Origin of the sequence: Duganella lactea (genome assembly GCF_009857505.1) — a bacterium.
In the GTDB taxonomy this organism is placed as follows: Bacteria; Pseudomonadota; Gammaproteobacteria; order Burkholderiales; family Burkholderiaceae_D; genus Rugamonas; species Rugamonas lactea.
In genome coordinates this window covers 1-26,362 of sequence record NZ_WWCP01000032.1, presented here as the reverse complement: position 1 = coordinate 26,362, position 26,362 = coordinate 1, and the positions used below count along the sequence as shown (strand labels likewise).

At 56.2% G+C, this 26,362-nt stretch carries 24 protein-coding genes and 2 pseudogenes; 14 read left to right on the top strand and 12 right to left on the bottom strand.

The genetic code is table 11. The annotated features are described in order from the left end of the window. Positions 1-51: 51 nt before the first annotated feature. The 9 genes from GTP44_RS20910 to pyrG all read right to left on the bottom strand — a co-directional run bounded on the left by GTP44_RS20910 (position 52) and on the right by pyrG (position 7,781). Positions 52-582, bottom strand: a complete 531-nt coding sequence (locus GTP44_RS20910; protein WP_161020924.1) for a gamma carbonic anhydrase family protein — start codon at positions 580-582, stop codon at positions 52-54. Positions 583-627: 45 nt separating this feature from the next. Next, on the bottom strand, positions 628-1,260 hold the full coding sequence (locus GTP44_RS20905; RefSeq protein WP_161020923.1) for a glutathione S-transferase: 633 nt from the start codon (positions 1,258-1,260) through the stop codon (positions 628-630). 53 nt (positions 1,261-1,313) lie between these two features. Further along, positions 1,314-2,279, bottom strand: coding sequence for a L,D-transpeptidase family protein (locus GTP44_RS20900; RefSeq protein WP_229257014.1), 966 nt, complete (start codon positions 2,277-2,279; stop codon positions 1,314-1,316). A 31-nt stretch (positions 2,280-2,310) separates the two neighbouring features. After that, positions 2,311-2,691, bottom strand: coding sequence for a VOC family protein (locus GTP44_RS20895; RefSeq protein WP_160991089.1), 381 nt, complete (start codon positions 2,689-2,691; stop codon positions 2,311-2,313). Next, the gene (locus GTP44_RS20890; protein ID WP_161020922.1) at positions 2,691-3,497 is read right to left on the bottom strand and encodes a transporter substrate-binding domain-containing protein; all 807 of its coding nucleotides are present in this window, start codon (positions 3,495-3,497) and stop codon (positions 2,691-2,693) included. The genes GTP44_RS20895 and GTP44_RS20890 overlap by 1 nt, the downstream gene beginning before the upstream one ends. A gap of 5 nt (positions 3,498-3,502) precedes the next feature. Further along, positions 3,503-3,832 (bottom strand): cell division protein FtsB, encoded by a 330-nt coding sequence (gene ftsB / locus GTP44_RS20885; RefSeq protein WP_160991087.1) that lies wholly within the window; start codon positions 3,830-3,832, stop codon positions 3,503-3,505. A gap of 42 nt (positions 3,833-3,874) precedes the next feature. Continuing rightward, positions 3,875-5,158 carry a phosphopyruvate hydratase gene (gene eno / locus GTP44_RS20880; RefSeq protein ID WP_160991086.1) on the bottom strand — a complete coding sequence of 428 codons (1,284 nt, stop codon included), beginning with the start codon at positions 5,156-5,158 and terminating at the stop codon, positions 3,875-3,877. 122 nt (positions 5,159-5,280) lie between these two features. Continuing rightward, on the bottom strand, positions 5,281-6,135 hold the full coding sequence (gene kdsA / locus GTP44_RS20875; protein ID WP_161020921.1) for a 3-deoxy-8-phosphooctulonate synthase: 855 nt from the start codon (positions 6,133-6,135) through the stop codon (positions 5,281-5,283). Continuing rightward, complete coding sequence (gene pyrG, locus GTP44_RS20870) at positions 6,132-7,781, bottom strand: CTP synthase (RefSeq protein ID WP_161020920.1); 1,650 nt, start codon at positions 7,779-7,781, stop codon at positions 6,132-6,134. The genes kdsA and pyrG overlap by 4 nt, the downstream gene beginning before the upstream one ends. Before the next feature lie 144 nt (positions 7,782-7,925). On the opposite strand from pyrG, the gene GTP44_RS20865 reads away from it, so the two are divergent. Together GTP44_RS20865 and GTP44_RS20860 are read left to right on the top strand one after the other, a co-directional pair. Beyond that, the gene (locus GTP44_RS20865) at positions 7,926-8,345 is read left to right on the top strand and encodes a PRC-barrel domain-containing protein (RefSeq protein ID WP_161020955.1); all 420 of its coding nucleotides are present in this window, start codon (positions 7,926-7,928) and stop codon (positions 8,343-8,345) included. Further along, positions 8,345-8,521: a hypothetical protein gene (locus tag GTP44_RS20860; protein WP_161020919.1), complete on the top strand. Its 177-nt coding sequence runs from the start codon at positions 8,345-8,347 to the stop codon at positions 8,519-8,521. Before GTP44_RS20865 ends, GTP44_RS20860 begins: the two co-directional genes overlap by 1 nt. A 6-nt stretch (positions 8,522-8,527) precedes the next feature. Here GTP44_RS20860 and GTP44_RS20855 read toward each other — a convergent pair. After that, positions 8,528-10,351: pseudogene (locus tag GTP44_RS20855) on the bottom strand (helix-hairpin-helix domain-containing protein); the annotation flags it as partial. Positions 10,352-10,536: 185 nt separating this feature from the next. Between GTP44_RS20855 and GTP44_RS20850 the strand changes: the two are divergent. From GTP44_RS20850 to GTP44_RS27645, 4 genes and pseudogenes are all read left to right on the top strand, one after another. Beyond that, positions 10,537-11,811: a tyrosine-type recombinase/integrase gene (locus GTP44_RS20850; protein WP_229257013.1), complete on the top strand. Its 1,275-nt coding sequence runs from the start codon at positions 10,537-10,539 to the stop codon at positions 11,809-11,811. Between the two features lie 38 nt (positions 11,812-11,849). Continuing rightward, positions 11,850-13,745: a site-specific integrase gene (locus GTP44_RS20845; protein WP_229257012.1), complete on the top strand. Its 1,896-nt coding sequence runs from the start codon at positions 11,850-11,852 to the stop codon at positions 13,743-13,745. 4 nt (positions 13,746-13,749) lie between these two features. Further along, on the top strand, positions 13,750-15,876 hold the full coding sequence (locus tag GTP44_RS20840) for an integrase (protein WP_161020917.1): 2,127 nt from the start codon (positions 13,750-13,752) through the stop codon (positions 15,874-15,876). Beyond that, positions 15,800-16,021 (top strand): annotated as a pseudogene (locus GTP44_RS27645) (zinc-binding alcohol dehydrogenase family protein); the annotation flags it as partial. The gene GTP44_RS20840 and the pseudogene GTP44_RS27645, both read left to right, overlap by 77 nt. 80 nt (positions 16,022-16,101) lie before the next feature. On the opposite strand, the gene GTP44_RS20835 reads toward GTP44_RS27645, so the two are convergent. Further along, positions 16,102-17,363 (bottom strand): IS3 family transposase gene (locus tag GTP44_RS20835; RefSeq protein ID WP_229257011.1). Its coding sequence is split into 2 segments (ribosomal slippage): positions 16,102-17,024 and positions 17,024-17,363, totalling 1,263 coding nucleotides; the frame shifts between segments, so codons are not numbered across the junction. A gap of 166 nt (positions 17,364-17,529) precedes the next feature. On the opposite strand from GTP44_RS20835, the gene GTP44_RS20830 reads away from it, so the two are divergent. The 8 genes from GTP44_RS20830 (at position 17,530) to GTP44_RS20795 (ending at position 25,947) form a co-directional block, all read left to right on the top strand. Beyond that, positions 17,530-18,096, top strand: a complete 567-nt coding sequence (locus tag GTP44_RS20830; RefSeq protein WP_161020915.1) for a hypothetical protein — start codon at positions 17,530-17,532, stop codon at positions 18,094-18,096. A gap of 420 nt (positions 18,097-18,516) precedes the next feature. Then, positions 18,517-18,780 (top strand): AVAST type 1 anti-phage system protein Avs1c, encoded by a 264-nt coding sequence (gene avs1c / locus GTP44_RS20825; RefSeq protein WP_202424166.1) that lies wholly within the window; start codon positions 18,517-18,519, stop codon positions 18,778-18,780. A gap of 465 nt (positions 18,781-19,245) precedes the next feature. Beyond that, positions 19,246-19,857 carry a hypothetical protein gene (locus GTP44_RS20820; protein ID WP_161020913.1) on the top strand — a complete coding sequence of 204 codons (612 nt, stop codon included), beginning with the start codon at positions 19,246-19,248 and terminating at the stop codon, positions 19,855-19,857. A gap of 211 nt (positions 19,858-20,068) precedes the next feature. After that, positions 20,069-20,407 (top strand): hypothetical protein, encoded by a 339-nt coding sequence (locus tag GTP44_RS20815; RefSeq protein WP_161020912.1) that lies wholly within the window; start codon positions 20,069-20,071, stop codon positions 20,405-20,407. Continuing rightward, the gene (locus GTP44_RS20810; RefSeq protein WP_161020911.1) at positions 20,404-21,498 is read left to right on the top strand and encodes a 5-methylcytosine-specific restriction endonuclease subunit McrB; all 1,095 of its coding nucleotides are present in this window, start codon (positions 20,404-20,406) and stop codon (positions 21,496-21,498) included. The genes GTP44_RS20815 and GTP44_RS20810 overlap by 4 nt, the downstream gene beginning before the upstream one ends. 118 nt (positions 21,499-21,616) lie before the next feature. Further along, positions 21,617-23,497 carry a hypothetical protein gene (locus GTP44_RS20805; protein ID WP_161020910.1) on the top strand — a complete coding sequence of 627 codons (1,881 nt, stop codon included), beginning with the start codon at positions 21,617-21,619 and terminating at the stop codon, positions 23,495-23,497. 473 nt (positions 23,498-23,970) lie between these two features. Next, positions 23,971-25,308 carry a YaaC family protein gene (locus tag GTP44_RS20800; protein WP_161020909.1) on the top strand — a complete coding sequence of 446 codons (1,338 nt, stop codon included), beginning with the start codon at positions 23,971-23,973 and terminating at the stop codon, positions 25,306-25,308. 303 nt (positions 25,309-25,611) lie between these two features. Then, positions 25,612-25,947, top strand: coding sequence for a hypothetical protein (locus GTP44_RS20795; protein ID WP_161020908.1), 336 nt, complete (start codon positions 25,612-25,614; stop codon positions 25,945-25,947). A gap of 142 nt (positions 25,948-26,089) precedes the next feature. Here the strand turns inward: GTP44_RS20795 and GTP44_RS27640 are convergent. After that, positions 26,090-26,362: hypothetical protein (locus tag GTP44_RS27640; protein ID WP_229257010.1), on the bottom strand; the 273-nt coding region annotated here is incomplete at its 5' end.

Below are 26,362 nucleotides of genomic sequence, written 5' to 3'. Positions count from 1 at the left end.
TCTTATTTACAACCGATATTATTGTTAAGTTTGGCATGAGCCCGGCGGTGATCAGCCGGCCAGATAGTTATTCTTCACGCGCACGTAGTGCTCGGCCGAATACTTGAGGTAAGCGATTTCCGCGTCGCTCAGCGCCCGCACCTTCACCGCCGGCCGGCCGACGTACAGGTGGCCGCTTTCCAGCACCTTGCCCGGCGAGACCAGGCTGCCGGCGCCGACCATCACCCGGTCCTGCACCACCACGTCGTCCATGATGACGGCGCCCATGCCGATCAGGCATTCATCGCCGATGCGGCAGCCGTGCAGCATGGCCTGGTGGCCGATAGTGACGTAATTGCCGATGATCAGCGGCGAACCGTCCGGCTTCTGCGCGTTCTTGTGCGAGACATGGCCCATGGCGAAATCCTGCACATTGGTGCAGTCGCCGATGACGATGCGGTTGACGTCGCCGCGCAGCACGGTGTTGCACCAGATCGAGCAATCCTTGCCGACGGTGACATCGCCGATCACCTGCGCCGATGGATGCATGTAAAGGCCCTCGCCCAATTGCGGCGCGGTGTTCAGATAGGAGGAAACGGGCATGCGGTGTCCTTGTGTGGGGTTGAATGATGGCGACCGGTCGGACGCTTATCCCTGATAAGTGCCGTCGCCATGCGGCGCGGCGCGGAACTCCGGCAATGCCTCCGCCTGCGACGAGTACGCGGCCAGCGCCGGGTAGTCGGCCGGCGACACGACATCCGGCAGCATCTGCTGGATGAAGTGCCAGGTCACCGCCATCATCACGCCCGGCGGCGGGATGGTATCGCTGGTGACCTCCAGCGGCTGACGCACTTGCTCGGTATCCAGTTCGCCCAGCGCGGCGCGCAGTTGCTGGATCACGCGGTCGGCCCACGGCTGATGCAGCTTTTCCGCCGGCCGCAGCTTGCGCTCATACACCAGTTGCACCGACTTGTCGCAGGCCGCCAGCGCCAGCCCCAGCAAGCGCTGCGAGCGCCACAGCTCGGTCGGCATGGTGGGCGTGCGGCGCGACGCCGGACGGGCGATGGATTCGGCGTATTGCAGGATCAGCGTCGAGTCCATCAGCGGCACGCCCTCTTCGTCGAGCAGCGTCGGCACCTTGACCACCGGATTGATCGTGCGAAATTGTTCGTAGGCGCTGAACACCGACAGCGACTGGTGTTCGAACTTCAGCCCCAGCAACTGCAACGACACCGCCACGCGGCGGACATAAGGTGAATCCAGCATCCCGATCAGTTTCATGACGACTCCTTCATAAGAGCCGTCATCTTAACGTGCCGGACACCGTTTTGTCGCTAAGCCTGTAACAACACGGCGGCGCCGCGCCCGACCGCGCGGACCACTTGCATCACATCCCAGTTGGTGAGGCGGATGCAGCCATGCGACTGGGTCTTGCCGATCTTGCCCGGTTCGGGCGTGCCGTGGATGCCGTAGTGGTCGATGCTGAGCTCGATCCACGCGAGGCCGACCGGATTGTTCGGCCCCGGCGCGATGCGCGCCTTGGTCTCGCCGGCCTTGGCGTCCCAGAACAGCTTGGGGTTGTAGCGGTATTCGGGGTTGGTGGCCACGCCCAGCACAGTCCAGCGTCCTTCGGGCAGCGGATCGTGCTTGCTGCCGGTGCTGGCGGGGAATTGCGCGAACGGCATGCCGCCGGCGTCCAGCAGGGTCAGCGTACCCTCCTTCGCGTCGACCAGTACCGAGGCGGCTTTCGGCAGCGGCTTGATGATGGCCACGTTCGGCACCAACAGGTGCTCGCCGACCTGGTTCAGATGCTTGCCGGGATTGAGGCGACGCAGCAGCTCCGGGCTGCAATGAAAGCGCTCGCCCAGCGCTTCGGCCAGGCTGGCGTAACCGAGCGCGGGCAGCTTGGCCTTGCCGGCCATGTCGGCCGGCACCGGCTGGTAGGGACCGGCGACATCCTTGGCGGTGATGATGTAGACATCCAGCACCGGCGCCTGATCACGCTCCAGTTCCCGCCAGGTGGCGGCGTCGATAGTGCCGCTGACGGTCAGCTGACGCAGCTTCTGGAAGCCACGTATCGCCTGCCGCATATTGCCGCCGTAGGCGGCGTCCATCTCGCCCGGCGAAAAATGTGCGCGGTCCAGCAGCACTTGCGCGCGCAGCACCTGCGGACCACGCGACTTGGGGACGACGGGTTGGGCGCGCTGCGCCGCACTCAAAGTATCCGCCGCCGACAACGCCGGCTCGGCGGCATACACGCTGGACGCCGCCAGCATCACGACAAACAATAAAGCTCTCAAACCAGACTCGGATCAAACCAGGGAGCTTATTCTAGCCGACAGGTCGATTGATGACCGCTTCGATACGATGACCGTCCGGGTCGATCAGGAAGGCAGCGTAATAATGATCGCCATAGTCTGCCCGCAGGCCGGCGGCGCCGTTGTCGATGCCGCCACAGCGCATGCCTGCGGCGTGGAAGGCGTCCACCGCCGCGCGTGATGGCGCGGCAAACGCGAGATGCGAACCGGCGCCCGGCGGCGTGGCGTCCGCCCGCCATTTCAGGCACAGCAGATCCTTGTCGTCTTCGACGCCGTAGCCGATGGCTTCGTCGTCCTCGAAGACGCGGCGATAGCCCAGCGCGCCCAGCACGGCGTCGTAGAAAGCGCCGGCGCGCGCCAGATCGCGCACGCCAAAAGAGAGGTGATGGAGCATTAGTTTTTAATATAGCGTTGCATGACATAGCCGAGACGGCCATGGTGGGTGTCGAGCCAGGTCCACAGCGCCTCGGCTTGCCGCGGGTGGGCCCGGTAGAAAGTGTCGTTGAAGGCCAGCCACAGGCGGATGTTGAGCAGCGGCTGGCGCAACTGCGCAATGCTGCCTTGGTATTTGTTCAGCACCTGCTTCAGGTGGCCCGCCGACACCGCCGTCACCACCACGCCATCCACCCGGCCCAGCCTGAGTTTTTCGATGTTGCGGCTGAGGTCGCGCGCGCCGTCATCCACCGTCAGGCCAGCCTCGCGCAGGCGTGCGGCGTAGCTGTTGCCCATCGAGATACCGAGCGTCTTGCCCTTGAAGTACTGCATCGGATCGGTGCTGGCCGGCAGTTGGTCGCCGGCGCGCACCAGCACCAGCACCTGGTTGTGCAAGGCACGCTTGAGGTCGATATTGCCGGCCTTGTCGCGCGGCAGCGCAATCCCGGCCGGATAGAAGCTCTGTTCGCCCAACGGCGCCAGATCAATGTCGCCGGCGGCCAGCGCCACCTTCAGCCGCGCCGCCGGCAGCCGCACCCAGGTCGGCGTGCAGCCGAAGCCTGCGCCCAGCACGGCATCGCGGATCAGATCCACCGCCGCGCCGGGCGGATCGGCCACCTGGTCGCCATCGCCCAGCCAGTAAGGCGGACGATGCTGGTCGACATAGCCAACGCGCACAGGAATACAGCCGCCGCCCTGCGCGGGCGCGGCGAACACGGGTGCCGCAGCGATCGCCAACATCAGCAAAAAGCCAGCACGCAGCGTCATCGGAATCAATGTTGGGGAGGTTCGGCCGGCTTCGGCGCCAGCGGCGCCAGGGCGGCCGCCTGGCCCTTGCCGACGATTTGAACGAAGATCTCGTTCTGCTTGATCATGCTGAGCTCGTAACGGGCGCGCTCCTCGACCGCGCCGGTGCCGTCCTTCAGGTCGCGCACTTCGGAGTCGAGCTTGGCGTTGCGGGCCAGCAGCTCGGCGTTCTTCTTGTGGGCCACGTCCACCTGCGCCTCAAAATCCTTGACGCGCAGCCAGCCGCCCTTCCCCAGCCACAGCGGGTATTGGATCAACAGCAGCAGGAAAGCCAGTCCGAGCGTAATCAGGCGCATAAATCGTCAAGCGGCCGGATTGCTCCGGCCGCGCTTGCTTAATTACTTCAGATTATAGAACGCATCGCGGCCCGGGTAGGAAGCGATATCGCCCAGATCTTCCTCGATACGCAACAGCTGGTTGTATTTCGCCATGCGGTCCGAGCGCGACATCGAGCCGGTCTTGATCTGCAGCGCGTTCAGGCCGACGGCGATGTCGGCGATGGTCGAATCCTCGGTTTCGCCCGAACGGTGCGAGATCACGGCGGTGTAGCCGGCGCGCTTGGCCATTTCGATGGCGGCGAAGGTTTCGGTCAGCGTGCCGATCTGGTTGATCTTGATCAGGATCGAGTTGGCGATGCCTTTCGAGATGCCTTCCTTCAGGATCTTGGTGTTGGTGACGTACAGGTCGTCGCCCACCAGCTGGACTTTCTTGCCCAGTTCCTTGGTCAGGATGGCCCAGCCGTCCCAGTCGCCTTCGTGCATCGCGTCCTCGATCGAGATGATCGGGTACTTATCGCACCAGGTCGCCAGCAGGTTGGTGAACTCGGTGGCGGTCAGCGACAGGCCCTCGCCTTCCAGCTCGTACTTGCCGTCCTTGTAGAACTCGGACGCGGCGCAGTCCAGGCCGATGGCGATCTGGGTGCCTGGCTCGTAGCCGGCCTGCTCGATCGCTTCGATGATCAGCTTGATCGCTTCTTCATGGTTGGCCAGCGATGGCGCGAAACCGCCTTCGTCGCCGACGGCGGTGTTCAGGCCCTTCTTGTGCAGGATCTTTTTCAGCGTGTGGAACACTTCGGCGCCGTAACGCACGGCTTCCTTGAACGACGGCGCGCCCACGGGAATGATCATGAATTCCTGGATGTCCAGGTTGTTGTCGGCGTGCGCGCCGCCGTTGATCACGTTCATCATCGGCACGGGCAGTTGCATCGCGCCCGAACCGCCGAAGTAGCGATACAGCGGCAGGCCGGCTTCCTCGGCGGCGGCCTTGGCCACGGCCATCGACACCGCCAGCATGGCGTTGGCGCCCAGGCGGGCCTTGTTTTCGGTGCCGTCCAGATCGATCAGCGTGCGGTCCAGGAACGCCTGTTCATTGGCGTCCAGGCCCATGATGGCTTCCGAGATTTCGGTGTTGATATTTTCGCAGGCTTTCAGCACGCCCTTGCCGAAGTAGCGCTTCGGATCGCCGTCGCGCAGTTCGATCGCTTCGCGCGAGCCGGTCGAGGCGCCCGACGGCACGGCGGCGCGGCCCATCACGCCCGATTCCAGCAGCACGTCGCATTCGACGGTAGGATTGCCGCGCGAGTCGATTACTTCACGGCCGATAATATCAACAATAGCACTCATGTCATTCTCCAAAGTTAGGCGATACGAAGTCGCGCCGCGTCTTTACGCGCGTTGCGAACGATAACGGGAATTGTACCCGGTGCGAAGAAGATTGATAAAATTTCCACACCGGGCAAGCTGCTTTAGTTGAAGCTGTTCTCCAGGAAGCCAGCTTTTTTGGTGATGCGGTCCAGCTCGATCAGAACCGACAGCAAGTCCTTCATGCGGCCCAGCGGCACGGCGTTGGGGCCGTCCGATAGCGCTTCGGCCGGATTCGGATGGGTTTCCATGAACAGACCATCGACACCGACCGCCACCGCCGCGCGCGACAGCACCGGCACCATCTCGCGCATGCCGCCCGAGGACGTACCGTTGCCGCCCGGCAGCTGCACCGAGTGGGTCGCATCGAACACAATCGGCGCGCCGCTTTCGCGCATGATGGCCAGCGAGCGCATGTCGGACACCAGGTTGTTGTAGCCGAACGAGGCGCCGCGTTCGCAGGCCATGAAGTTGTCTTCGGTCAGGCCCTTGGCCACGGCCGCCGCGCGCGCCTTGGCGATCACATGCTTCATGTCGCCCGGCGCCAGGAACTGGCCCTTCTTGATGTTGACCGGCAGGCCCGATTCCGCGCAGGCGACGATGAAGTCGGTCTGGCGGCACAGGAAGGCCGGGGTCTGCAGCACGTCGACGACTTTCGACGCCACCTCGATGTCGTCGATCGAGTGGACGTCGGTCAGCACCGGCACTTGCAGCTCGCGCTTGACGTCGGCCAGGATCTGCAGGCCCTGCTCGCGGCCGGGGCCGCGGTAGGACGTGCCCGAGGAACGGTTGGCCTTGTCGAACGACGCCTTGAAGATGAACGGGATACCCAGCTCGGTGGTCATCTCTTTCAGCGCGCCGGCGGTGTCGAAGGCCATCTGGCGCGATTCGACGACGCAGTTACCGGCGATCAGAAAGAACGGTTGGTCCAGGCCAACGTCGAATCCACACAGTTTCATGCTGCCTCTCCTGCGGCCTTGTGCGCCAGCGCCGCCTTGATGTAGGACGTGAACAGCGGGTGGCCGTCACGCGGGGTCGATTTGAATTCCGGGTGGTACTGCACGCCCATATACCATGGGTGGGCATTGTCGCCGCTGCGCGGCAGTTCCATGATCTCGCACAGGTCCTCGGTCGGGGTGCGGGCCGCCACCACCAGGCCGGCCGCTTCCACGCGCGGCAGGTAGTGGTTGTTGGCTTCGTAGCGGTGACGGTGGCGCTCGGTCACCACCGCGCCGTAGATTTCCGAGGCCAGCGTGCCCGGCTTGATGGCGCAGGTCTGCGCGCCCAGGCGCATGGTGCCGCCCAGGTCGGAGTTCTCGTCGCGCTTCTCGACCTTGCCGTCCTCGCCTTGCCATTCGTCGATCAGGGCCACCACCGGTTGCGGCGTCGCCAGGTCGAACTCGGTCGAGTTGGCGTCGCTCAGGCCGGCCTTGTGGCGCGCGTATTCGATCAGCGCCACCTGCATGCCGAGGCAGATGCCGAGGTAAGGAATCTTGTTCTCACGGGCGAACTGGGCGGCCATGATCTTGCCTTCCACGCCGCGCTTGCCGAAGCCGCCCGGCACCAGGATGGCGTCGTACTTGGCCAGGCTGGCGCAGCCGGTGGTTTCGATCTCTTCCGAGTCGATGTACTCGATGTTGACCTTCGACTCGGTGTGGATGCCGGCGTGGCGCAGCGCCTCGGTCAGCGACTTGTACGATTCGGTCAGCTCGACGTACTTGCCAACCATGCCGATCGACACTTCCTGCTTCGGATGCTCTTGCGCGTAAATCAGCCTGGTCCAGACCGACAGATCGGCCGGCGCCGGGTTGATGTCCAGCGCTTCGCAGATGATCGAGTCGAGACCCTGGTCGTGCAGCATTTGCGGCACTTTGTAGATGGTGTCGACGTCCCATACCGAGATCACGGCCTGCTCTTCGATGTTGGAGAACAGCGAAATCTTGGCGCGCTCGTCGTCCGGAATCGGGCGGTCGGCGCGGCACAGCAGCGCGTTCGGCGAGATGCCGATTTCGCGCAGTTTCTGTACCGAATGCTGGGTCGGCTTGGTTTTCAGCTCGCCGGCCGAGGCGATGAACGGCACCAGGGTCAGGTGCACGAAGGCGCAGTTCTTGCGGCCGGCGCGCAGGCTCAGCTGACGCGCCGCCTCGAGGAACGGCAGCGACTCGATGTCGCCGACGGTGCCGCCGATTTCGCACAGGGCCACGTCGTAGCCTTCGGCGCCGCGACGGATGTAGTCCTGGATTTCATTGGTGATGTGCGGAATCACCTGCACGGTCTTGCCCAGGTACTCGCCGCGACGTTCCTTGCGGATCACCGATTCGTAGATCTGGCCGGTGGTGAAGTTATTCACCTTTTTCATGCGGGTGCTGATGAAACGCTCGTAGTGGCCGAGGTCCAGGTCGGTTTCGGCGCCGTCATCGGTGACGAACACTTCGCCGTGTTGCATTGGAGACATCGTACCCGGATCAACGTTGATGTACGGGTCCAGCTTGAGCATGGTGACTTTGAGGCCGCGCGATTCGAGGATCGCAGCGAGAGAAGCAGCGGCGATCCCTTTACCCAGGGAAGACACGACGCCGCCAGTGACGAAGACAAATTTGGTCATTGCGGAAGGTGCCGAACGGCACATGCGGGAAATTGAAATTATAGCCTAAAACGCTCAAATCTTCATCTGCCGTGTGCATCAGCGTACAGACCCGGCGCGGCCAAAAGACCAAAATATCAACTCATTAATGAAAGGAGCTTCATGATGAGCTACGAAGATCGTGATCAATATGGCATGTATGTGAACCACGGCCACAAAGGCCCCGGCCCCGAGCTGATGGGCGCCGACACGCTGATCGGCGACCACGTGCACAACCTGAAAAACGAGCACCTGGGCACGATCAAGGAGATCATGCTCGACATGCGCACCGGCAAGATCGCCTATGCCGTGATGTCCTCCGGCGGCGTGCTGACGATCGGCGAAAAGCTGTTCGCCGTGCCCTGGGAGGCGCTGACGCTGGACACCGTCCACAAGCGCTTCACGCTCAATCTCGACAAGGAACGCATCGAGGCCGCACCCGGCTTCGACAAGAACGACTGGCCGGACATGGCCAACCAGACCTGGGCCAGCCAGGTGCACGACTACTACGGCACCGGCGTCGACACCCGGACGGGAGCGCGATAATGCTGGCCGCCATCCTGGTGCTCATCGGCATCGCCGCGCTGGCGGGCCATTGGTTGTATCGCAACTACCTGCGCCGCCCCACGCGGCTGCGGGACAGCATGCCGGTCATGCTCAGCAGTTGGGACGACGGGCAAGAGTCCATGGTGGCGGTGCATTTGCGACGCCGTTCGCGTTAATTATGCTTAGCAAAAATCGCGGCTGACGGTCGGCAGCCGTCCCAGCAAGTGGGACATGTCGACCAGCCGATGGGCGACCAGGTGGCGCACCATGCCCTCCTGCTGCCACACGCCATACACCCCCAATAGCGGCGCGCTCAGCACCTCGCGCCGCTGCCGCTCCAGCAGCGACGGCCAGATGATGACGTTGACGCTGCCGGTTTCATCCTCCAATGTCATGAAGATCACGCCCTTGGCGGTGCCGGGACGCTGGCGCACCGTGACCATGCCGCAGGCGCGCGCCACCATGTTGCTGGTGTAGGTGTTGAGCGTGGTGGCCGGCATGAAGCGGTGTTGGGTCAGCGTGTCGCGCAGCAGGGCCAGCGGGTGGCGGCGCAAAGTCAGACCGTGCGAGCGGAAGTCGCCGAGAATGTCGTCGCCCTCGCTGGGCGCGTCCAGCGAGGGCGACTCCTCGTCCGGCATGGTGGGGCGCAGCAGATCCTTGTCCGGCACCGCGCCGACCGCCTGCCACAGCGCCTGCCGGCGATGGCCGGACAGGCTGCGCAGCGCGTCGCCGCCGGCCAGCACCTGCAGCGCGTGACGGTCCAGGTCCGCCCGCCGCGCCAGGTCGTCCACACTGGCGAATGGCGCCGTGGCGCGCGCGCGCTCGATCCGTTCGGCCACCTCGGCGCGCATGCCCTTCAGCATGTGCAGTCCCAGCCGCACCGCCGGCTGCCCACGCTTGCCGGCCGGCGCCTCCAGCGCGCTTTCCCAGCCGCTGATGGCGACATCGATCTCGCGCACCACCACGTCATGCCGCTTCGCATCCTGCACCAGTTGCGACGGGCTGTAGAAGCCCATCGGCTGGCTGTTCAGCAGCGAGCACAGGAACGCGGCCGGCGCATGGCACTTGATCCACGAGCTGGCATAGCTGAGCAGCGCGAAGCTGGCCGAGTGCGATTCCGGAAAGCCATACTCGCCAAAGCCCTCAATCTGCTTGCAGATGGCATTGGCGAAATGATCGTCATAGCCGTTGGCCTTCATCCCGGCCTTCAGATCGGCCTCATACTTGTCCACGCCGCCCTTGCGCTTCCAGGCGGCCATGGCGCGGCGTAGCTGGTCCGCTTTGCCTTCACTGAAGCCGGCGGCGATCTGGGCGATCTGCATGACCTGCTCCTGAAAAATCGGCACGCCCAAGGTGCGCCCCAATGCCTCCTCCAGGCGCGGTGGGAAGGTGACCGGTTCCTTGCCCATGCGCCGCTTCAGATAGGGGTGCACCATGCCGCCTTCAATCGGTCCCGGCCGCACGATGGCGACTTCGACCACCAGGTCGTAAAACGTTCTCGGCCGCAGGCGCGGCAGCATGCTCATCTGCGCGCGTGACTCGATCTGGAAGACGCCGATGGTGTCGGCCTCGCAGATCATGTCGTAGGTAGCGCGATCTTCGACGGGAATGTCCTGCATGCGGAACGGCTGGCCCCGCTGCGCGCTCAGCAGATCCAGCGCGCGCCGCAACGCCGACAGCATACCCAGCGCCAGCACGTCCACCTTCATCAGGCCCAGCTCCTCCAGGTCATCCTTGTCCCATTGGATGACGTAGCGGTTTTCCATGGTGGCTTTTTCGATCGGCACCAGCCGCGTCAGCTTCTCGTGCGAGATGACGAAGCCGCCCGGATGCTGCGACAAATGGCGCGGGAAGCTCAGCAACTTGAACGCCAGCGCCGCCCATTGCAGCGCCAGTTGCGAATCGGGATCAAGTCCGCACTCCGCCAGCCGCCCCAGCAGGTCATGGCGGCTATCGAACCAGCGCTGCGACTTGCACACCTTGTCGATGATGGCCAGGTCCACGCCGAAATGTAAACTGCAGATAGAATTTTCTTATACCGGAACAGCGAAGAAAATTCTTCGATGACAACAAAAACATTGCACCATTAAATTTGTACATACGTGGGGCATTTTTGCTTGATTTCCCTACAATCTGCACTAGCCTTTAGCAATATGTTTGTTCACGCGAAATTTGACCGAAGGACAGGACGATGAACATGTTTTTTTGTGCGGAGATTGTCCTTTTCCTCAACAATACGGACTGCCCGGACTTGAAGCACGGAGCGCCGGCCCTATTTCTAGAAACCAATGACAAGCTGATACTGTTCGAGGAACCCACTCAATTCCTGAGTGAACGATACGTTAGCTGCGGTTCGACATCGAGTCCACACACTTGGGCAAAAGCCGCATATTGCCTTAAGAGTTGGTTCCAATTCTTGCAGGCCATTGAGCGTGAATGGCCGAACGCGAGCGAACAAGATAGAGCCGATTTCAGGGATGCTTACCTAGGATCGATTAGTCAAAAGACGGGGATGCCTTTCGGTACGGCCGGTGTGCGCGATACCATGGCTGTGGTGCGCTCCTTCTATCAGCATTGCGCGAACCGCGGAACCTACCACGGCGACCTCCGCATTGCAGATCCGATAACTAGCGCGCAGAACGTGCCAATAAGCAGGGACGCCACTGCATCCTCCTGGGACGTAGACGTATTCAAGATCAAGGACAGGGCGTTGCCGAAAGTGCGTCCGGGAGTAAAAATTCATCCACTGCCAGCGCGCGACCTGAAAAACCTGCTCTATCAGATGGGCCCCCAGGCTGGTGCTCGCGATGGTGATCAACGCATGGCTCGCGACCGCCTGATCTGCGATCTGGGATGGGTGGTTGGTTTAAGGCTAAACGAAATCAACAGCCTAACCACATTGCAATTTATGACCCTCGTTCCTGATCCATACACGCCTTTTGTTGGCATGGCTCTCACCGTTTTAGGGAAGGGAAACAAGACGCGACAGGTAATGATTCCGACCTGGTTGGTCATAGACGTTCAAGCATATATGGACGGCGAACGCGCTGCCTCAATACGGGCATGCGTGACCAAGACGAGGTCTCCCCCCACACGCTTGCTATTGGGACATGAGCACTCTGGCAAAGCCGGAAAACCAATCACGAATGCCGCGCTACAGAAAATTTTTAGAAACGCTTGCCTGGACTTGGGACTAGTATCGATCGTCGAGAAGACCGACCCGGAAACGGGTAGAAAATTCACATACAAGAGACCGCGACATTCGATACACGACCTGCGGCACACATATGCTGTTCTGACTTATCACGCCGAACGAGCTAATGGTAACGCCGAACCATGGAAGAAAATACAAGCCCAACTTGGTCATAGTAAGCTTCAAACGACAATCGACATTTACCTGTCGCATGTCGAGATATTCGCTGACCAGCCAGGCCTGCTCGACACGAGACGGCTTCTCGGACTATGACAACAATGCTGTTTTCTCCACGATCTCGGGAGCGCGTGATGCACAAAGGAAAGAAGACATCTTCGGCTGCCAGCAACGTAGTTCAGGCGAAGGCAAAAATGGAGCGGGATGGAAGAATCGAATTCCTTTCCCAAGCTCGCTCTGAACATGGCGTGGCACCTTTGACGGGAGAACTGACGTTGACCATCATATTCCCGCCACGCGAGGGGCACAAACAACACCGTTTGGATGTGAGTTTCCTGTTAGGCTTTCCCAACCTTCAGCCAATGTTTACGGATGCTTTCCTGTATTGGGGAGCGAACCTCTCGCCTAAAACACGCATTTGCCGCAGAGATTCATTGCGGCGCTTTTTTTTCGCATACCTGGAGTCAGCTTGGTCAAACTTGCTCTATCCAGATGAAATAGACGATGAACTGCTCACTGGCTTCAAGGACAGTCTTCTAAAGGAAATAGGCACGCATGGCAAGCCTCTACATCCTATGACAGTGAGTAAAGCATTGAGCGATCTGCGCTCAATGCTTGCTGCGGTAAACATCGGTCAGTGGGCACGCGACGCAAATTCTATCGCGGCGCGGATTCCTTTGGGACCTGCGGGAGCGGAACAAAAATTAGAACCAACCGAGGTACTCCGGTTAGAACATCTGCTAGCGATCCTCGAGGCAGCTGAGAATGAAGTGTTGGCCATTGAACAGCGCTTTGAACGCGCAAAAGTCTTACTTGCCGAAGGACAGACGCGCTTGGTAGACCCCAGCAGAAAGTTAAAAAATACTCGCGCGGACTACCGAGATCTTGCGACGTGCCTCGCCGCTTTGGACAAAGCCTACCCTGGTGTGATCCCATTGAACAGAGAGATCAGAGCGATGCACCCCACTCTGGCTTCGGCGATACATAATACACACGGGCAAGATGAGATTAACTCTTATCTCTACCCATCCAGCCGCGATCTTGTACCATTCGCACTGCTCATTGCCATCGCCACCGTGTTTAATCCAGAGACGTTACTGAACCTGAGATGGGGAGATATAGACTTTGACAAGGATCAGGCCGGCATTCCGGCTATCGAGATAGTCGGAGAAAAGGGCCGTGCGAGTCGGAATCTAGTGCGATTACTCGATCCAAATGCGGCAGTATCATCGCAGCTCAGCCTAAAACGAACACTCGCCTGTCTCCGAGAAATCACGTTACGCATCAGGCCACATCTTGCGCAGGATAGTGCGGATAAGCTATTCGTCTACGTTCCACGAAGTAACTCAAGACAACCGACGGGGTTCTGCGGCGAATCTCACAAGGAACCCCGGAACAATTCGGATAGTTGCGCCTGGCCGAAAGCGTTAAAGAACTTTATCAAAGACAACAGACTCATTCCATTCACGTTAAACCAGTTGCGCCCCAGCATACTGGATCTTGTTCAGTTTATGGATGGTAGCCTTGAAACGGCTCGCAAGGTCGGCAATCACTGTAACCCAGCAACCACCTGGACGCACTACACAAGTGGCGGGGTCAAGACTCGTTATCGTGAGCGTATCGGTCAAATCATCCTATTGCGCGAACGCTGGCTAAGATCGAACGGCGTGATCGATCCTCGGCGCCTCACTCCAGGGCAGGATAAGGGCGCCGCCACCCCAGGGTTCTCGTGCCTTGATCCGTTCGACTCACCGCGACCGAACCAGAAGCCGGGCAAGCTATGCGGAGACTATGGTGGTTGTCCGTCATGCCCACTTGCGGCCGCGCACCCCGGTGATCCGCTGAGCGTTGCACACTACAGGGCACTCGAAACAGCTATCTATCGGAGCCAGGCCAATATGAGCGCCAGTACATGGGTCGAACGTTGGACGCCGATCCTGGCGGACCTGACAGCACTTCGCGCATGGATTCCGCAGACAGTACTCGAAGCATCCCGCGATATTTCGATCAATCTTCCGAACGTCGGATAACAATATGAAATCGACTAATCGGCAACACGCTGCGAGTGAAACGCCTGAGCAAAAGAAAATTCGCAACATGTGTGACGAGGAACTCGATCAATACAACGTTAGCGAAAAGAGCCAGTTCAAAGACGACGTCTGGTTTTTCATCAATACGACACCGGGCTCAATCGCGCATTACTCGACGCTGCGTTGGACGGTAAAATTGTTCGATGGGAGTAGCCTTACCGACGTCCAGCATACTGCACGTCTTCGCTGGGCAAAAAAACTGGTACTCAGCCAGCTACTACTACCCTCCAGTGGACACAGGTTAGGTGCAGGGTCAATGTCTCGAATTGAAAAGCAATTCCGTTGGCTGCTTTCATGGATGAGCGACGCTGGATACCATTACCCTCATGAATTGACGCCCGCTGTAGTGAGAGACTATGTTGATCAGTTGCCAAGCATCTTAGCGGCTCGAACGAATGACGGAGAAATCGGCGTGACTACCGCGACCTTGGCGCTCACGTCCCTAGTACATCTTTGGGATCAACGGCGTGCGCTGCGCAGCCTGGGAGTGGAGTCTTTGCCACAGCATCCATTCGACGGCACCGGCGCATATGCTGTGGCGAAAGGTTTGGCCACAAAGGCGGTAGGATGGATAAAGCCTTTGCCAGACGAGGTGTGCATCCCTCTGCTTAACAAAGCTGCGTGGTTCCTCGGCTCGCCAGCCGACGACGTGCTCAGACTGCTCGAAGTAGTGCGCGACCCAATTGCCGGTACTAAGATCGAGGTGAATAAATCGAACGGTACTAAGAAATATCTCCTTAGAGCTGGCACAACAGGCCCCTCAAGACTAAAGCGCACCAAGCGATTTCTAGAAACGTTTGAATTTAGCATTCTGGAAGGCGACAGCAAGCCGTGGCACAAACCTCTCAATTACGCATATGAGAAGTCGTCGGAACGTCGCAGCGCAAGAATTACCCGGATCAAGGAATTGTGGGAGGCGGTGCGGACTGCTGCCGTAATCATTGTTCAGGCGACATCCGGTATGCGAATATCGGAATTGCTGGGGATATTAGCTGGAACGGATAAGGATACCGGCCTTCCGAAAGGGGTGCGCTTAGAGCTGAGCGCTACTGGGTTGTATGAGTGGTTCGTCATCCGTTCTGTGCTATCGAAGACTGAAGAGGGATTACCTCGCTCAGTGGACTGGGTCTTGGGCATGCGCCCTCTCGGAAGCAACGAAACGCCTCTGGCGGTGCGTGCACTTCATATCCTAAACCAACTGCATGAACCTTGGCGCGCTTGCGCTAGCACCGACAAGTTGGTCCTATCTGGTCATCAAGGTGGCTCACTGTACTCTCCCATTGAGAGCTTGGGTGGGATGTCATTTGCGCAAGCCAACCACGCGATACAGCGTTTCATCAACCGCTGGGTCGATCTATCCGGATTGCCGGACGAAAGTGCGCGCAAGACTGAGGATAATGATCTCGTGAGCTGGCGCCAAAATAAAGGGAAAATGTTCAGGACGCACATGCTGCGCAAGGCATGGGCGCAGTTCACACTGGCGTGCGATTCCCGGCTACTGCCTGCGATTCAGATGCAATTCCATCACATGAGCCTAGCAATGACGGAAGGTGGCTACATCGGTCGCAATCCGCTTCTGTTGGGAGAACTGGATTCCATGTCCACGCAAAGAACTAATCTCGCGGTGTTTGAAATCATCGTGGGAAAGAGTAAAGTTTCCGGTCGCATGGGAGAACAACTGGATCAGGCTCTGAAAAAACTGCGGGCTGAGGTTCGCGAACTGCCGACATCGGAGAAGTGGAGAGAAGCTGTCGCGTGGGCTGAACAGAATGAACTGAAAATGTTCTTTACGGCGCACGCAACTTGCTGCCCGACGCGGACCAGCAAGATGCGCTGCCACGACTCGGCGAAGACACCAGTTTGGCTACGAAAAGTGCCTAACACCACAATGCGCGAACCAAATTTATGCGCCGGCTGCGCCTGTGCGATCATGGACAAGAGCAATGAACCATTCTGGTCAGATCGTTACGTACAATTCGAAGTATCCGTGCGCCAAGCCTACCACCCTATCATTTGCAGATGCGGCTGCTTTGCCTTTGACTGCGCTCACCGCTTGGGAGATTCTGTTTGAGCGCCTTGAGACGCCAGATTGGAAGAATACCAGTGACGATGCTTTGCTGATCATCAATGGTGCTGGTGGCGTTGGGTCGGTCCTAATTCAGTTAGCTCGCTTAACTTCGTTGAAAGTTGTAGCGACGGCCTCTCGCCAGGAATCGATAGATTCAGGTCCAGCGCGTTGCGTCTCGCTGTAACGGCTAGTGATCTTGCCCCCTTATGACCGGACACATCCTATCGCCTAATTAACGCCGCTTTCCTGAGCCCGGCGAAGCAGCTCCCTCCTGAACATGCGAGGCGATTTCAACTTTAACGACGAGTGCGGATGAACCTCATTGAAATGCGTAAAGGCGTCTGGCAGTTGGGCGAGCACGACTTCGGCGCTGCTGCGGTCCATCAGACTCACGTAGTCCCGTTTAAAGGTGTTCACGAAGCTTTCCGCGATCCCGTTCGACTGCGGGCTGCACACCGGCGTATGAATCGGCTCCAGTCCCATCTCGCGTGCCAAGGCATGCGTTTCATGGGCCCGATAGGCGCCGCCATTGTCGCTCAAGAACTCTAGTTTCGTCGAGCCGATGTTGGCCTGGCCAAAGCGGGCCTCGACCGCTTCGACCAGCATGTCGCGTACGAGCTCTCCTGGCAGACCACGGTCGGCCCATGCACGCCACGCGATGATTTCCCGGTCACAGCAGTCCTTCATAAACACACCGGTCACGACCTCGCCGTTGTTGCAGGCAATCTCAAAACCGTCCGAACACCAGCGCTGATTCGGCTCGGGCACCGCAACAACGCCGTCGTGAACGCGGCTGCTGACGCGGCGTTTTGGCGCCTTCGGCAGCAACAGGCGGTGCTCCTTCATCACCCGATAAAATCGTTTGTGGTTGATCGACGGCAGCAGCCCCATCAAGGCTCGCGTTCGATTCACCAGGGCGCCGGCCCTGCGATAGCCGTACGTCGGCAGCGCTGTGATTTCGGCACGCACCGCGTCGACCAGGATGGCATCAGCAGGCTGGTGGAACGTCTGCACGGTACGCCCGTCAACCCAGTCGCTCGGGCGCGCCGCCTTGGTGCACACATTCGAGCGCGCCACGCCCAGCGCCGAACAGACCGCCTTCACTGGCCGTCCTTGTCCAACAAGGGCGAGCGCGCAATCCACTTTTTTTCGCGAGCGAACTCGACGGCCTCCTTCAGGATCTCCGCTTCCATTGTCTTTTTGCCCAGCATCCGTTGCAGTTGCGCGATCTGGGCGCGAGCGGCGGCCAGTTCGCTGGCCGGCACCACAGACTCACCAGCACTGACGGCCGTCAGCGCGCCTTCGCGTTCAAGCTTGCGCCAGTTGAACAGTTGGCTGGCACCCACGCCGTGTTTGCGCGCGACCAGCGATACGCTCATGCCCGGTTCGTACGTCTCGCGCACCAGCGTCGCCTTTTCCTCGGCAGACCAGCGCCGCCGGCGTTCCTGGCTCACGGTCACTACTTCGATTGTTTGCTTGTTCCTAGTCATATGCACAGTCCTATTCCTATCCGTAAGAATAACGCATAGGCTGTGTCCGGTGATTCAGGGGGCTATCTCAAAGGCGAGCATCATGACGAAGTATTCGATCTACTGGGAGCAGTGAACCAAGCACTGCACGAGTACCGATTTGCGAACACTGAAGGAGTCACTCTAGATGAGTTCGTTATTCCTTTGCGGCGACAAGAGGCACATCAAAGACTACGCTTCCGCATTTTCTAACGCGATCAAACAGGAAAACGATACAACGCAACAAGCGGCAATGCGCGAACGACTGGCTCTCATCATAGCCACAGAAATATCTGAAAGTGAGCGGACAGAATTTCAGGCGTCGGTTGATTCAATTCTTGGAAATTCAGTTCGAATTGAGAAAAAAATCGAAGAGGCCCAAGATTCAAAGACCCTGCCAGATAATGAGAGTAATCTGGATGAAAAAATATTCATGCCAGGACTCTTCGGCCGGCGGTCAGCCACCAAGTCCGCAGCACAAAAACTAAAAACCGCCGAAGACAATCTCAAAAATCGAAATTTCGCTGCGGCCCGCAAAGAGGCTGTGGCAACACTCCGAGAGTTTCAGGACGGTGATTGGGGAATCTGGGGAGACCTATCATCGACAGCCACACGCGCAAAGGAGATGTTGATCATTACTTCCTGCACTACTGCGAGTTCGTCAATGACGGGAGCGGAGATAAATCCCAATTCCTTGAAGTTTTTGCCACCTTGATCCCGTCCCCCCACGAAGGAAGGAAGGCTTACTCAGCGTCCGTGAAGGCCAGGTTCCAGACTAAGGATGCCCCAAAAATTGAGGAGCTGACAGATATCCTAGGACCAACCTGCTTGAGGCCAGATCCAACGCAAGCTCTATTCGGTGCGTTCCCGCCAGCAGTTCCAGTGCCGTCTTTCTTGAGCGCGGTTGGCGCAGCCGACAGCGACATCATTCAAAAGACATGGCGAAATGGGCGATCGTTCGAAGTCCAGAATGTCGGCAAACCTGAAAACGAAGGGTGTATGCTTGGAGTTCGTAAAACTGCGATCAAACTTGCTACAGGAAGCTCTTTGGTCTGGACAGTGATGGTTGATCAGAAACCTGTCATCGTAATAGACAACAAACTAAAAAAATTACACTAGCACCATGATGATTCCAATGAAAACCCCGGAGACGCGCGCCGAGTTCGAGCGCCGTCTACATCTGCTCCGCGAACAGCTACGACAAGGGAAAATGTTTTTCTCTGAGAACGTAGTTCGTGGTATCGACGGTCTGCAACGGGTTCGAATGCTACCGAACGGACGCATCGACTTTCTTTCGGTTGATGAATCTACCCGCTTGCAAGCGAACATGATGGTTCAGTTTCAGCCAGAATTCTCCACGCAGGAAAAGACCAGCGATGAGTCGCCACAAGTCTCATAGGCACCCGCGAGCCGTTCAAAAATACCTTTGCCTAAATTATGGCTCAGAAGTGTCAACAATAGTCGTGGCGATTCAAGGCTAAAAAAAAAGAACTGCAAACTCAAGATTATCTGCTTGGCATATTGAAAAAAAACCCCAGACCGTCGTATCCTATGAACTACGGCCACTAATGCGAAGAAAAACTTGGATACTCATCGACAAAATACCGAGCACGATAGGCAATTTGGAGACTGCTTAAAAGCGGGAATGACTGTCCCCGCCCTTTGCGTTCTCTGCCAAGAAGAGCCCCCACAGGTTTGCAGCCATGTAATACCGCGCTCAGTGTCGCGGCACATCGGGGAGTTTGTAGGCTCCCTGAAGCTACGCGGAACGGAAAACGTTAATCGTCCAGTCCAAGACACAGCCAAATACCCACTCCTCTGTCGTGGCTGCGAACACAAGTTCGGAGACTGGGAGAGAGCTTTCATGATCAACCACTTTGAACCTTACTTTGAGGGCACTTTCAGTGAATCGTACACCAAAGATTTTTACAATCTGCTGCTGTCCGTCGTATTCCGCACGCTTAGCTATATTGCGGCAGGGCCAGAGAAGCATCGAATAACGGAGCGTGTCTTATGTCTTGTCGAGGACTGGCGCAGATACTTGGACAAAGGAGCGCCAATCGCATACAAAGGGCTCTATGCCGTGCGCCACCATGAACTAGAACTCATACCAGGCTGGAACACACGAAACAAAACTTGGATGAGCCATGGCGTTAATGCGTCAAGTAGAGACCAGAAACAGGCTAGGTATTTCGTTTATGTGCAAATGGGGCCGTTTCATGTGTTCGCTGATTTAGGTGACATTGACGATAAGGACACGCCTATAGAACCATCTTGGGCTCCGTTAGAGATTGCCTCGAATGGAGGGAACTTTAACAAAGTCAATCAGATCCCAAAAGAGCTTCAGTACATACTTTCCGATTCGGCCCTGCTCTACTCCACCAAAATGGACACTTTGAGCGAGACGCAACTAGCAAAAATTAGAGAAGCACAAGAAAAACACAGCAGTCGGCTTCAAGACCTTGGATTTAAATAAAGTTTAGTTCTCTGCCAGAGAGTAGTTAGACGACAAAGGAAATGCTGAACGTAGCAGGCAGGTTAGCTCTCAATCTTGACAACTACCATCTAGTGGACGGCTAAGAAAATTATAGCGCGTGCTGAGAGCCCCGCTCCTCGCGTTGATAGCACCGGGATATGGACGAAAATATCGGGCTCTCGTAATTTGACATTACTGTAAGCAAGCTGGTATGGTTTTTAAATCCCTGCCGTTAGGTATCGCTCAGCAAGCAATGAAGGTTTTCATGGAAAGCCACTCCGCATCGCCGAGCTGCAACAGCACTGCCATGCGCCAACGCGGTCGGGATGAGAAAATAAACCGGATTTTGCTGCCACCTGAGCCCAGTGACCGCAATGCCCTCTTTTATCAATTGCCTGAGCCACCTATCGGGGCCAAATCACAATCTATATGCGATGGCGAACGCTCGCACGCGTACAGCGTAAGCGAATATTCAACCGTGCGCCAGACGTCGAAATCGTTACGCAGCCTATTGCTCGCTCAAGCACTGACCACCACGAGACTTTCATGACCACAGTTAATTCGGACAATGCCGCGCAGATTGACGGCAATGCACCTCCTCTTCAGATGATCATTTTCGGCCCCCCAGGGACTGGTAAGTCATACAAAATCCACGGCCGAGAAGATAACGCATATGCGGAGGACTGCTACGCTGCGAAACTACAAATCAATTCGAGTGAGCAGATCATCAATACTGTGTTTCACCCGGAATATACCTACGGTGACTTCGTGGGGAGGCTCCTGCCAACGAGCACTTCGGACGGAAAAGTGCGCTATGCGTATCGCCCCGGCCACTTTCTGATTGCACTGTCAGAGGCTTACAAGCGGTTGCCGAACAAGGAGAATGTTCTGCTTGTGATTGACGAACTCAATCGAGGCAATGCAGCAGCAATCTTCGGCAGCGTATTTAATCTGCTCGATCGGGATAACGAGGGCTGGTCATCCTACCCCATCAGCCTTTCTTCCATGGAGTATGAGTCTTTTCTCCAGCAATTGCTGCCTGATGCCTTTGAAATCAACATCGCAGGCGCCCAAGTCAAGCTGAAGTCTAACCACCACAAGTCGGTAGACATTAGCGATCTGCTGGGTGGGATTAAAGACAAGATCATGGAGACCCGCGACAACAAGGAGCGACTGACCTATAAGATTCAATTGCCCCCTAACCTTTACATCCTCGCCACAATCAACACGTCTGACGAGTCGATTTACTACATGGACTCGGCATTTAAGCGGCGATGGGATTGGGAATATATGACTGAGGATGGGGATATTCTAAGCATTGACACGCCGCCACAATTGGAATGGAAGGAATTCCGAAAAATGGTGAACCTTTTCATCAAGAATAATGGGACTGCAATTCGACGGCTCGACGATAAGCTGCTGGGCCCTCGCTTCATCAAGGGTACTGATAGGAATGCGAACAAGAGCATGCTGGGTCGAGATCTTGCGAAGGTGATGTTTCACTTGTGGGACAGCGTATTTGCACGCGACAAATCACCTCTGGAGACGGCGCTGAAAACCTCAAAGCTGCATAGCTTCGGAGATTTTGCAGCTAAGGCTAATGGATTCGTAAAGGCCATGGGCAATCCCGATGGACTATAGCCGCGTTGTATTTGAAATCGCGGGAGAGACGTCGTCCGTCTCTTCTCAGTCTTATGCTTTCGTCGGTCTTCACACACATGGAGACGACCTGATATTTCGCTTACCGTTGGGGTACCCTATGCCTCAAGTCCAGCGATCATATGAGACTGCTCGTGATCTGCACATTACATTCTTTAAGCTGTTTCGGAGCTTTCGATCAATAGCGCAACGCAATCAGGATCGGCAAAAAAAAGGAGCCCAGGTACATGAAGACGCCGGCCCGATGGTGCAAGCGGGGCGGGAATGGATTGTTCGCCATGACGAAGGCGATGTGTACTACTACCGTCACTTCGATGTCTTTGACAGCTTGCTGGACGTGTTTGACGAGCTCGCAATACTTAGCCTGGATCGGCGACTACGTCTGACTGACAGCGCTCCCTCTGATTTACGGCATTTTGACCGTACAGATGCTGGACGCATCTATCAGAATGACGACACTTTTTTTGACGACTCAGCGTTCCAGGCTGTGGCCACTCTCACTGTGCTGCCATCAGACATTGTCGGCCTTTACTGCTTTGTACTTCGAGACCTACGCGAGCATGTCTGGGCAGATCGTGACCCTGATCCTTTGCAGGACGACATTAACGTCTTGGCCGAAAAGTTTGAAGTCAAACACCTGTGGCCCACTGCGAGTTGTTGGGAGGCGGATGAATGGCAACGCACTCGCGACGCGCTCAGGGAAAAACTTGACGTCATCGACCAAGTGACCGCACTTAAGGATGAGGATTATCACAGCCTCTACGACGCAGTGGAGCGGTTCCTGTATCCCCCCGCTGACACGCCGCATGGCAATGGGATCCTCTGGGGACTCGACGGTTTCTGGCCCGTGTGGGAATGGTTGGTTCTGACGCGTCTTGTGACGTTTGAGCCATTCAAGAAGCGCCTTTGCTGGGTGGAAAACGGCAATCTTTCATCTGACACCGACGATGCACTGCAGAGCACTGGGTTTCAGCATCCGCTATCGGATGAGCGCGTACTTTGTAAAAACAGCACAGATTGGAGCGCATTCCTGAAAAACGGAAGGGTACTAGGGCACCCGTATCCCGATGCAATCTTGCATCCGGCAGAGTTCGAACTGGAGTCCACCGCCGAAAAGGGCTTGAGTTGGATTGAAGTGCTAACCTTACGAGAGGGTCCGGTTGTCATGACGCTCTCAGGTACGCACCACTTTCTGGTTACCACCGATACGGTGCCAGTCCGGGCGTACTTTCGAACGACAACACCACCGTCGTCGCCAAACGTGGATGTGGCGAAACTTAGTAAGACTACCTTGCAGTTCGGGGCAGCGCAATTACCTGACTTTAACCGCCCTGAGGTCTGTGCGATGCTGCGCCGCCTTGGCGACTGGGAAACGGGTCCAGGAGCTTTCTGGCGATACGGGCAGTTCGAATCGTTAGAAGATGCAATGCGCAAGCACATTGGTGGCCTCTTGCTAATCGACGCTAAGTACAAAATAGCGCAGGACAGCGGAAAAGCTTGGGCCGCCGATCACCGCAAGCAAGCCGCCTACGAGGATGCCTTAACTATCTCGTGTCCGGAGACGCCGGCGGGATACAGTGTCTACATCTGCCCCGGCCAAGCCGTGACACAGGAGACGTTTGCTTCGCTCACGATACGAGCCGCCGCAGCCGTCGAGAAATTCGATAAAGAGTTCGAAATCGCGTGGGATGCGCTCCACGAAGTCGAAGCACACGGCATGATCTTCAAGAATAGGTGGCAAAGTATAGAAGTACTCGGGGAAACCACCAGCGTGTCTTATGGGAGCGGCCAGAAAATTCGAGCAAAGAATGAACTTCGTCAGAAAATATTTTCCCCAAACACAGGTCTGTTAGCAGAGCTCAACCAAAATCATGAGGCCAGGTCTCTGCTCGGGGTTAGCCGTTTCCCAGGTAACAATCAGTTCTTCTTCAAGAATTGGCCTATCCGGGATTTGATGGACGACGTGATAAACGCCAGCTAATGTAGCGCCAAGCATATGCTGACAGTCGGCGAATTCGCAGGCCTTTTCGCGGGCTGACGTAGCCGCCTATATTCCATGCTTAGCCGTCGAGGTGAGTATTAGCATCCAACCGCCCCCATTTAGCATGCGCAGACCGCCACTGTTTAGCATGGCGAAACCACCACCATTTAGCATCTGAGACCGCCACTTGGCTAGTTGCCTCAGTTTACCCAAGTCAGCCTCCCCAGCACTGCCGTCAGCGAATCTCATAAATCGCCGTCCGTGTATCACTGACCACCACCACTCGGACTTGTGAGATTTCGCGTATTTTTCAGATGAGCAAGATGATATCCTCTATGACCGGTGGTCGAGTTCGGCCAAAAGCTGCCACACGGACGTATTGATAGCAAATTCGAGTAAGAATAATTTAATAATTTAATAATTAAGAATTACCCAATCCTGAGCTCATCTGTTAATTTTTAGAAAGAATGGTTATGGAAATCGAAGAAATTTTAAAGGATAGCTGTGAGCGTATATCCGCACAAAATAAGCCCCCTTTCGATTCGACATTTGACTATGCAAATTATCAGAAGCAAAGAGACTCCGCTTTGGCAGAATGGAAGTCGATTGGAAAGGATGGTCAAGAAAAATATAATGGAAATCTTAAAAACTTCTATTCAGAAAAAAAACTTGAACCAGAACTGAATCAAGAATTCCTGAATGCAAGAAACTTGTTTCTCTTACACAACGAAATTAATGCGAGAGTCGGGGTAAAAAGTAATATCGATCTTATTCTCTTAGACGAACTGAATTTTCCTGCGCCCGCAGTAGAGCTTCTAGAGAATATTGAAAATTCAGACTTGGTTCGTGAATTATATAAAGTTCGAAAACGTACTACGGGGACGGAAAAAAACTCTGGGATAACTTCTGACGAAGCCCGTAGACTGAAAAACTGTATGCGTCAGGGACGGGAGCTCTATTTAAGTAGCAGAAGCGGCCCACTGATGGTGAAGCCGCTCACTCTGTTTTACTCATTGACCGCATATGCATATGCGATTATTATTTTAAATAATCCGATCCGATTTAAGCTTGAAAATCTTCCTGGATCGCATGGAATGAATTACTTGCCGAATTACATTCAGGCGCAGTTTGGTGGGGATATGCCACACGGAACTTTTAGCGATTTACTGGTTTCTTTTCCTTCAAACTCGATTCGAACTCGGGATGTTGATTATGCTCAAAGTAGCGAGCAATCTATACTTGAATTTTTTAAAAATAGATTCACTGTCAGTGCCGGTACTTTTTTAAGCATGGTTCCAGAAATTCGGGATTACTATAAAATCACGACTGGACGGAACTCAAGGACTCATCCGCTAGAAATTAGCCCTGTTTCTGACCGCAGATCCACATCATGGGAGCTGCAAATTGGAGATGGCATTTCTAGGCCCCCCACTAGTGATGTAGAGCAGTCGTTCCCAGGATTTAAGATATCCGAACGACATGGTAAAACGATAGTTACGATTCCTACCGCAGACGAGCATACTGCGCAGGCAACAATTTATTCAGATATTCGTGGACGATTATGGTACGTTGAAAACCCATTCTTTCCCGTAGTATTACCTGAAATTTGCTTACATTTTTTATTGACTAGTATATTAAGTAATTTTATGCGATATTCACCCGATCATTGGGGTGAAGTATTATTGAATCAGGTGGATACTAATGTGTCTCTTATAATCACGAAGTATCTATCGTCGTTTGAGCTAAAAATGCCGATCTTACTTCTTAGGTCGCTGTCAAAATTTCATCCGATTGTCTCGAACGAAAATTAATATGGCAACTCGCAGGCTTGTTTGGGGTATGAGGAACTAGCCAATAGCAGTCTCAACGAGAAATGAATTCAGTGAACGAAAAATCGATGCAAACATGCGAGTCTATCATCAAGCAAGAATGTATGTTCGCTAGATCTGGTCCCGACCGCTGGTACGCAATCGTCCTGGCATGGAGGCGGCGTTAGGCAAGGCAGTTGCATAAGTTTGCGTGATACCGATAAGTGGTGTTGAGGAATAATTTCCTAATTAACCACGTTCGACCAGACGCAGACGCTCATCGATAAACACAAAAGGAGAAACACGATGGCAACGAAGAGTGAACTTAAGGCGCTTTCCGGACGGGCACTTCAAACAACCGAACCGCCAGCCTACGAGTCAAAAACTGATGTACCCGTTACAGGAGAGGCACTCCACGAACCCGTCTATTGGAAGGGGCGGCAATGCGCTGTCACAAGTTATGGGATTGAGGCCCGTGATGGCAAATATGTTATTGAGGGCGGTCGAGTGTGGGCAGACAACGACGGGCACGGATGGGTTGAACACATGGAAGAAAAGACGTGGGTTGACCTGCCTGACTTTGTTGAGGCACTACGACTTGCCCGGGCTCGCTGGTCAGGAAGCGGTTTAGCTAAATCCTGAAGGTCCGCTGGCGTGAGCCGCCGGTCAAGCGCATGTCCCCCAGCGTCAGGACAACACACGCTACTAACTTTGCCATCAAGTGGTGGTTTCGCATGCGACCGCTGGTGGGTTCTGGATGCTAAACGGTGGTGGCGATGGCATGCTAATCGGTGGCGGGATGGATGCTAATACTCATGGAGGCAATATGAAGCACGAAAGACGCACCCGGTGCGATCGCGTCAAGGCAAAGACTGTTGGTGAAGGCTTCGAAATGATGGAAACGATAGGTCGCAATAAATGTGCGACCCTTGGAGCCTGTAAGAATTTCTGTGTGAAACGGGGTCATGAAATAATACCGAAAGGGATGCTCCATGATCGACACGATGACCACCAAGAAACCGCGCAAAAAGAAAGAGCCGTATCCATTCCCAGTTGA

Excerpts from the sequence above, each read along its gene's own strand:
- GTP44_RS20865 (WP_161020955.1), top strand. The coding sequence starts at position 7,926 with ATGAGCTACGAAGATCGTGATCAATATGGCATGTATGTGAACCACGGC.
- eno (WP_160991086.1), bottom strand. The coding sequence starts at position 5,158 with ATGAGTGCTATTGTTGATATTATCGGCCGTGAAGTAATCGACTCGCGC.
- GTP44_RS20850 (WP_229257013.1), top strand. The coding sequence starts at position 10,537 with ATGAACATGTTTTTTTGTGCGGAGATTGTCCTTTTCCTCAACAATACG.
- GTP44_RS20815 (WP_161020912.1), top strand. The coding sequence starts at position 20,069 with ATGGTTTTTAAATCCCTGCCGTTAGGTATCGCTCAGCAAGCAATGAAG.
- GTP44_RS20845 (WP_229257012.1), top strand. The coding sequence starts at position 11,850 with ATGCACAAAGGAAAGAAGACATCTTCGGCTGCCAGCAACGTAGTTCAG.
- GTP44_RS20805 (WP_161020910.1), top strand. The coding sequence starts at position 21,617 with ATGCCTCAAGTCCAGCGATCATATGAGACTGCTCGTGATCTGCACATT.
- ftsB (WP_160991087.1), bottom strand. The coding sequence starts at position 3,832 with ATGCGCCTGATTACGCTCGGACTGGCTTTCCTGCTGCTGTTGATCCAA.
- GTP44_RS20860 (WP_161020919.1), top strand. The coding sequence starts at position 8,345 with ATGCTGGCCGCCATCCTGGTGCTCATCGGCATCGCCGCGCTGGCGGGC.
- GTP44_RS20905 (WP_161020923.1), bottom strand. The coding sequence starts at position 1,260 with ATGAAACTGATCGGGATGCTGGATTCACCTTATGTCCGCCGCGTGGCG.
- GTP44_RS20890 (WP_161020922.1), bottom strand. The coding sequence starts at position 3,497 with ATGACGCTGCGTGCTGGCTTTTTGCTGATGTTGGCGATCGCTGCGGCA.
- GTP44_RS20895 (WP_160991089.1), bottom strand. The coding sequence starts at position 2,691 with ATGCTCCATCACCTCTCTTTTGGCGTGCGCGATCTGGCGCGCGCCGGC.
- GTP44_RS20910 (WP_161020924.1), bottom strand. The coding sequence starts at position 582 with ATGCCCGTTTCCTCCTATCTGAACACCGCGCCGCAATTGGGCGAGGGC.
- GTP44_RS20830 (WP_161020915.1), top strand. The coding sequence starts at position 17,530 with ATGAGTTCGTTATTCCTTTGCGGCGACAAGAGGCACATCAAAGACTAC.
- GTP44_RS20840 (WP_161020917.1), top strand. The coding sequence starts at position 13,750 with ATGAAATCGACTAATCGGCAACACGCTGCGAGTGAAACGCCTGAGCAA.
- GTP44_RS20820 (WP_161020913.1), top strand. The coding sequence starts at position 19,246 with ATGATCAACCACTTTGAACCTTACTTTGAGGGCACTTTCAGTGAATCG.
- GTP44_RS20800 (WP_161020909.1), top strand. The coding sequence starts at position 23,971 with ATGGAAATCGAAGAAATTTTAAAGGATAGCTGTGAGCGTATATCCGCA.
- GTP44_RS20810 (WP_161020911.1), top strand. The coding sequence starts at position 20,404 with ATGACCACAGTTAATTCGGACAATGCCGCGCAGATTGACGGCAATGCA.
- GTP44_RS20795 (WP_161020908.1), top strand. The coding sequence starts at position 25,612 with ATGGCAACGAAGAGTGAACTTAAGGCGCTTTCCGGACGGGCACTTCAA.
- kdsA (WP_161020921.1), bottom strand. The coding sequence starts at position 6,135 with ATGAAACTGTGTGGATTCGACGTTGGCCTGGACCAACCGTTCTTTCTG.
- pyrG (WP_161020920.1), bottom strand. The coding sequence starts at position 7,781 with ATGACCAAATTTGTCTTCGTCACTGGCGGCGTCGTGTCTTCCCTGGGT.
- avs1c (WP_202424166.1), top strand. The coding sequence starts at position 18,517 with ATGAAAACCCCGGAGACGCGCGCCGAGTTCGAGCGCCGTCTACATCTG.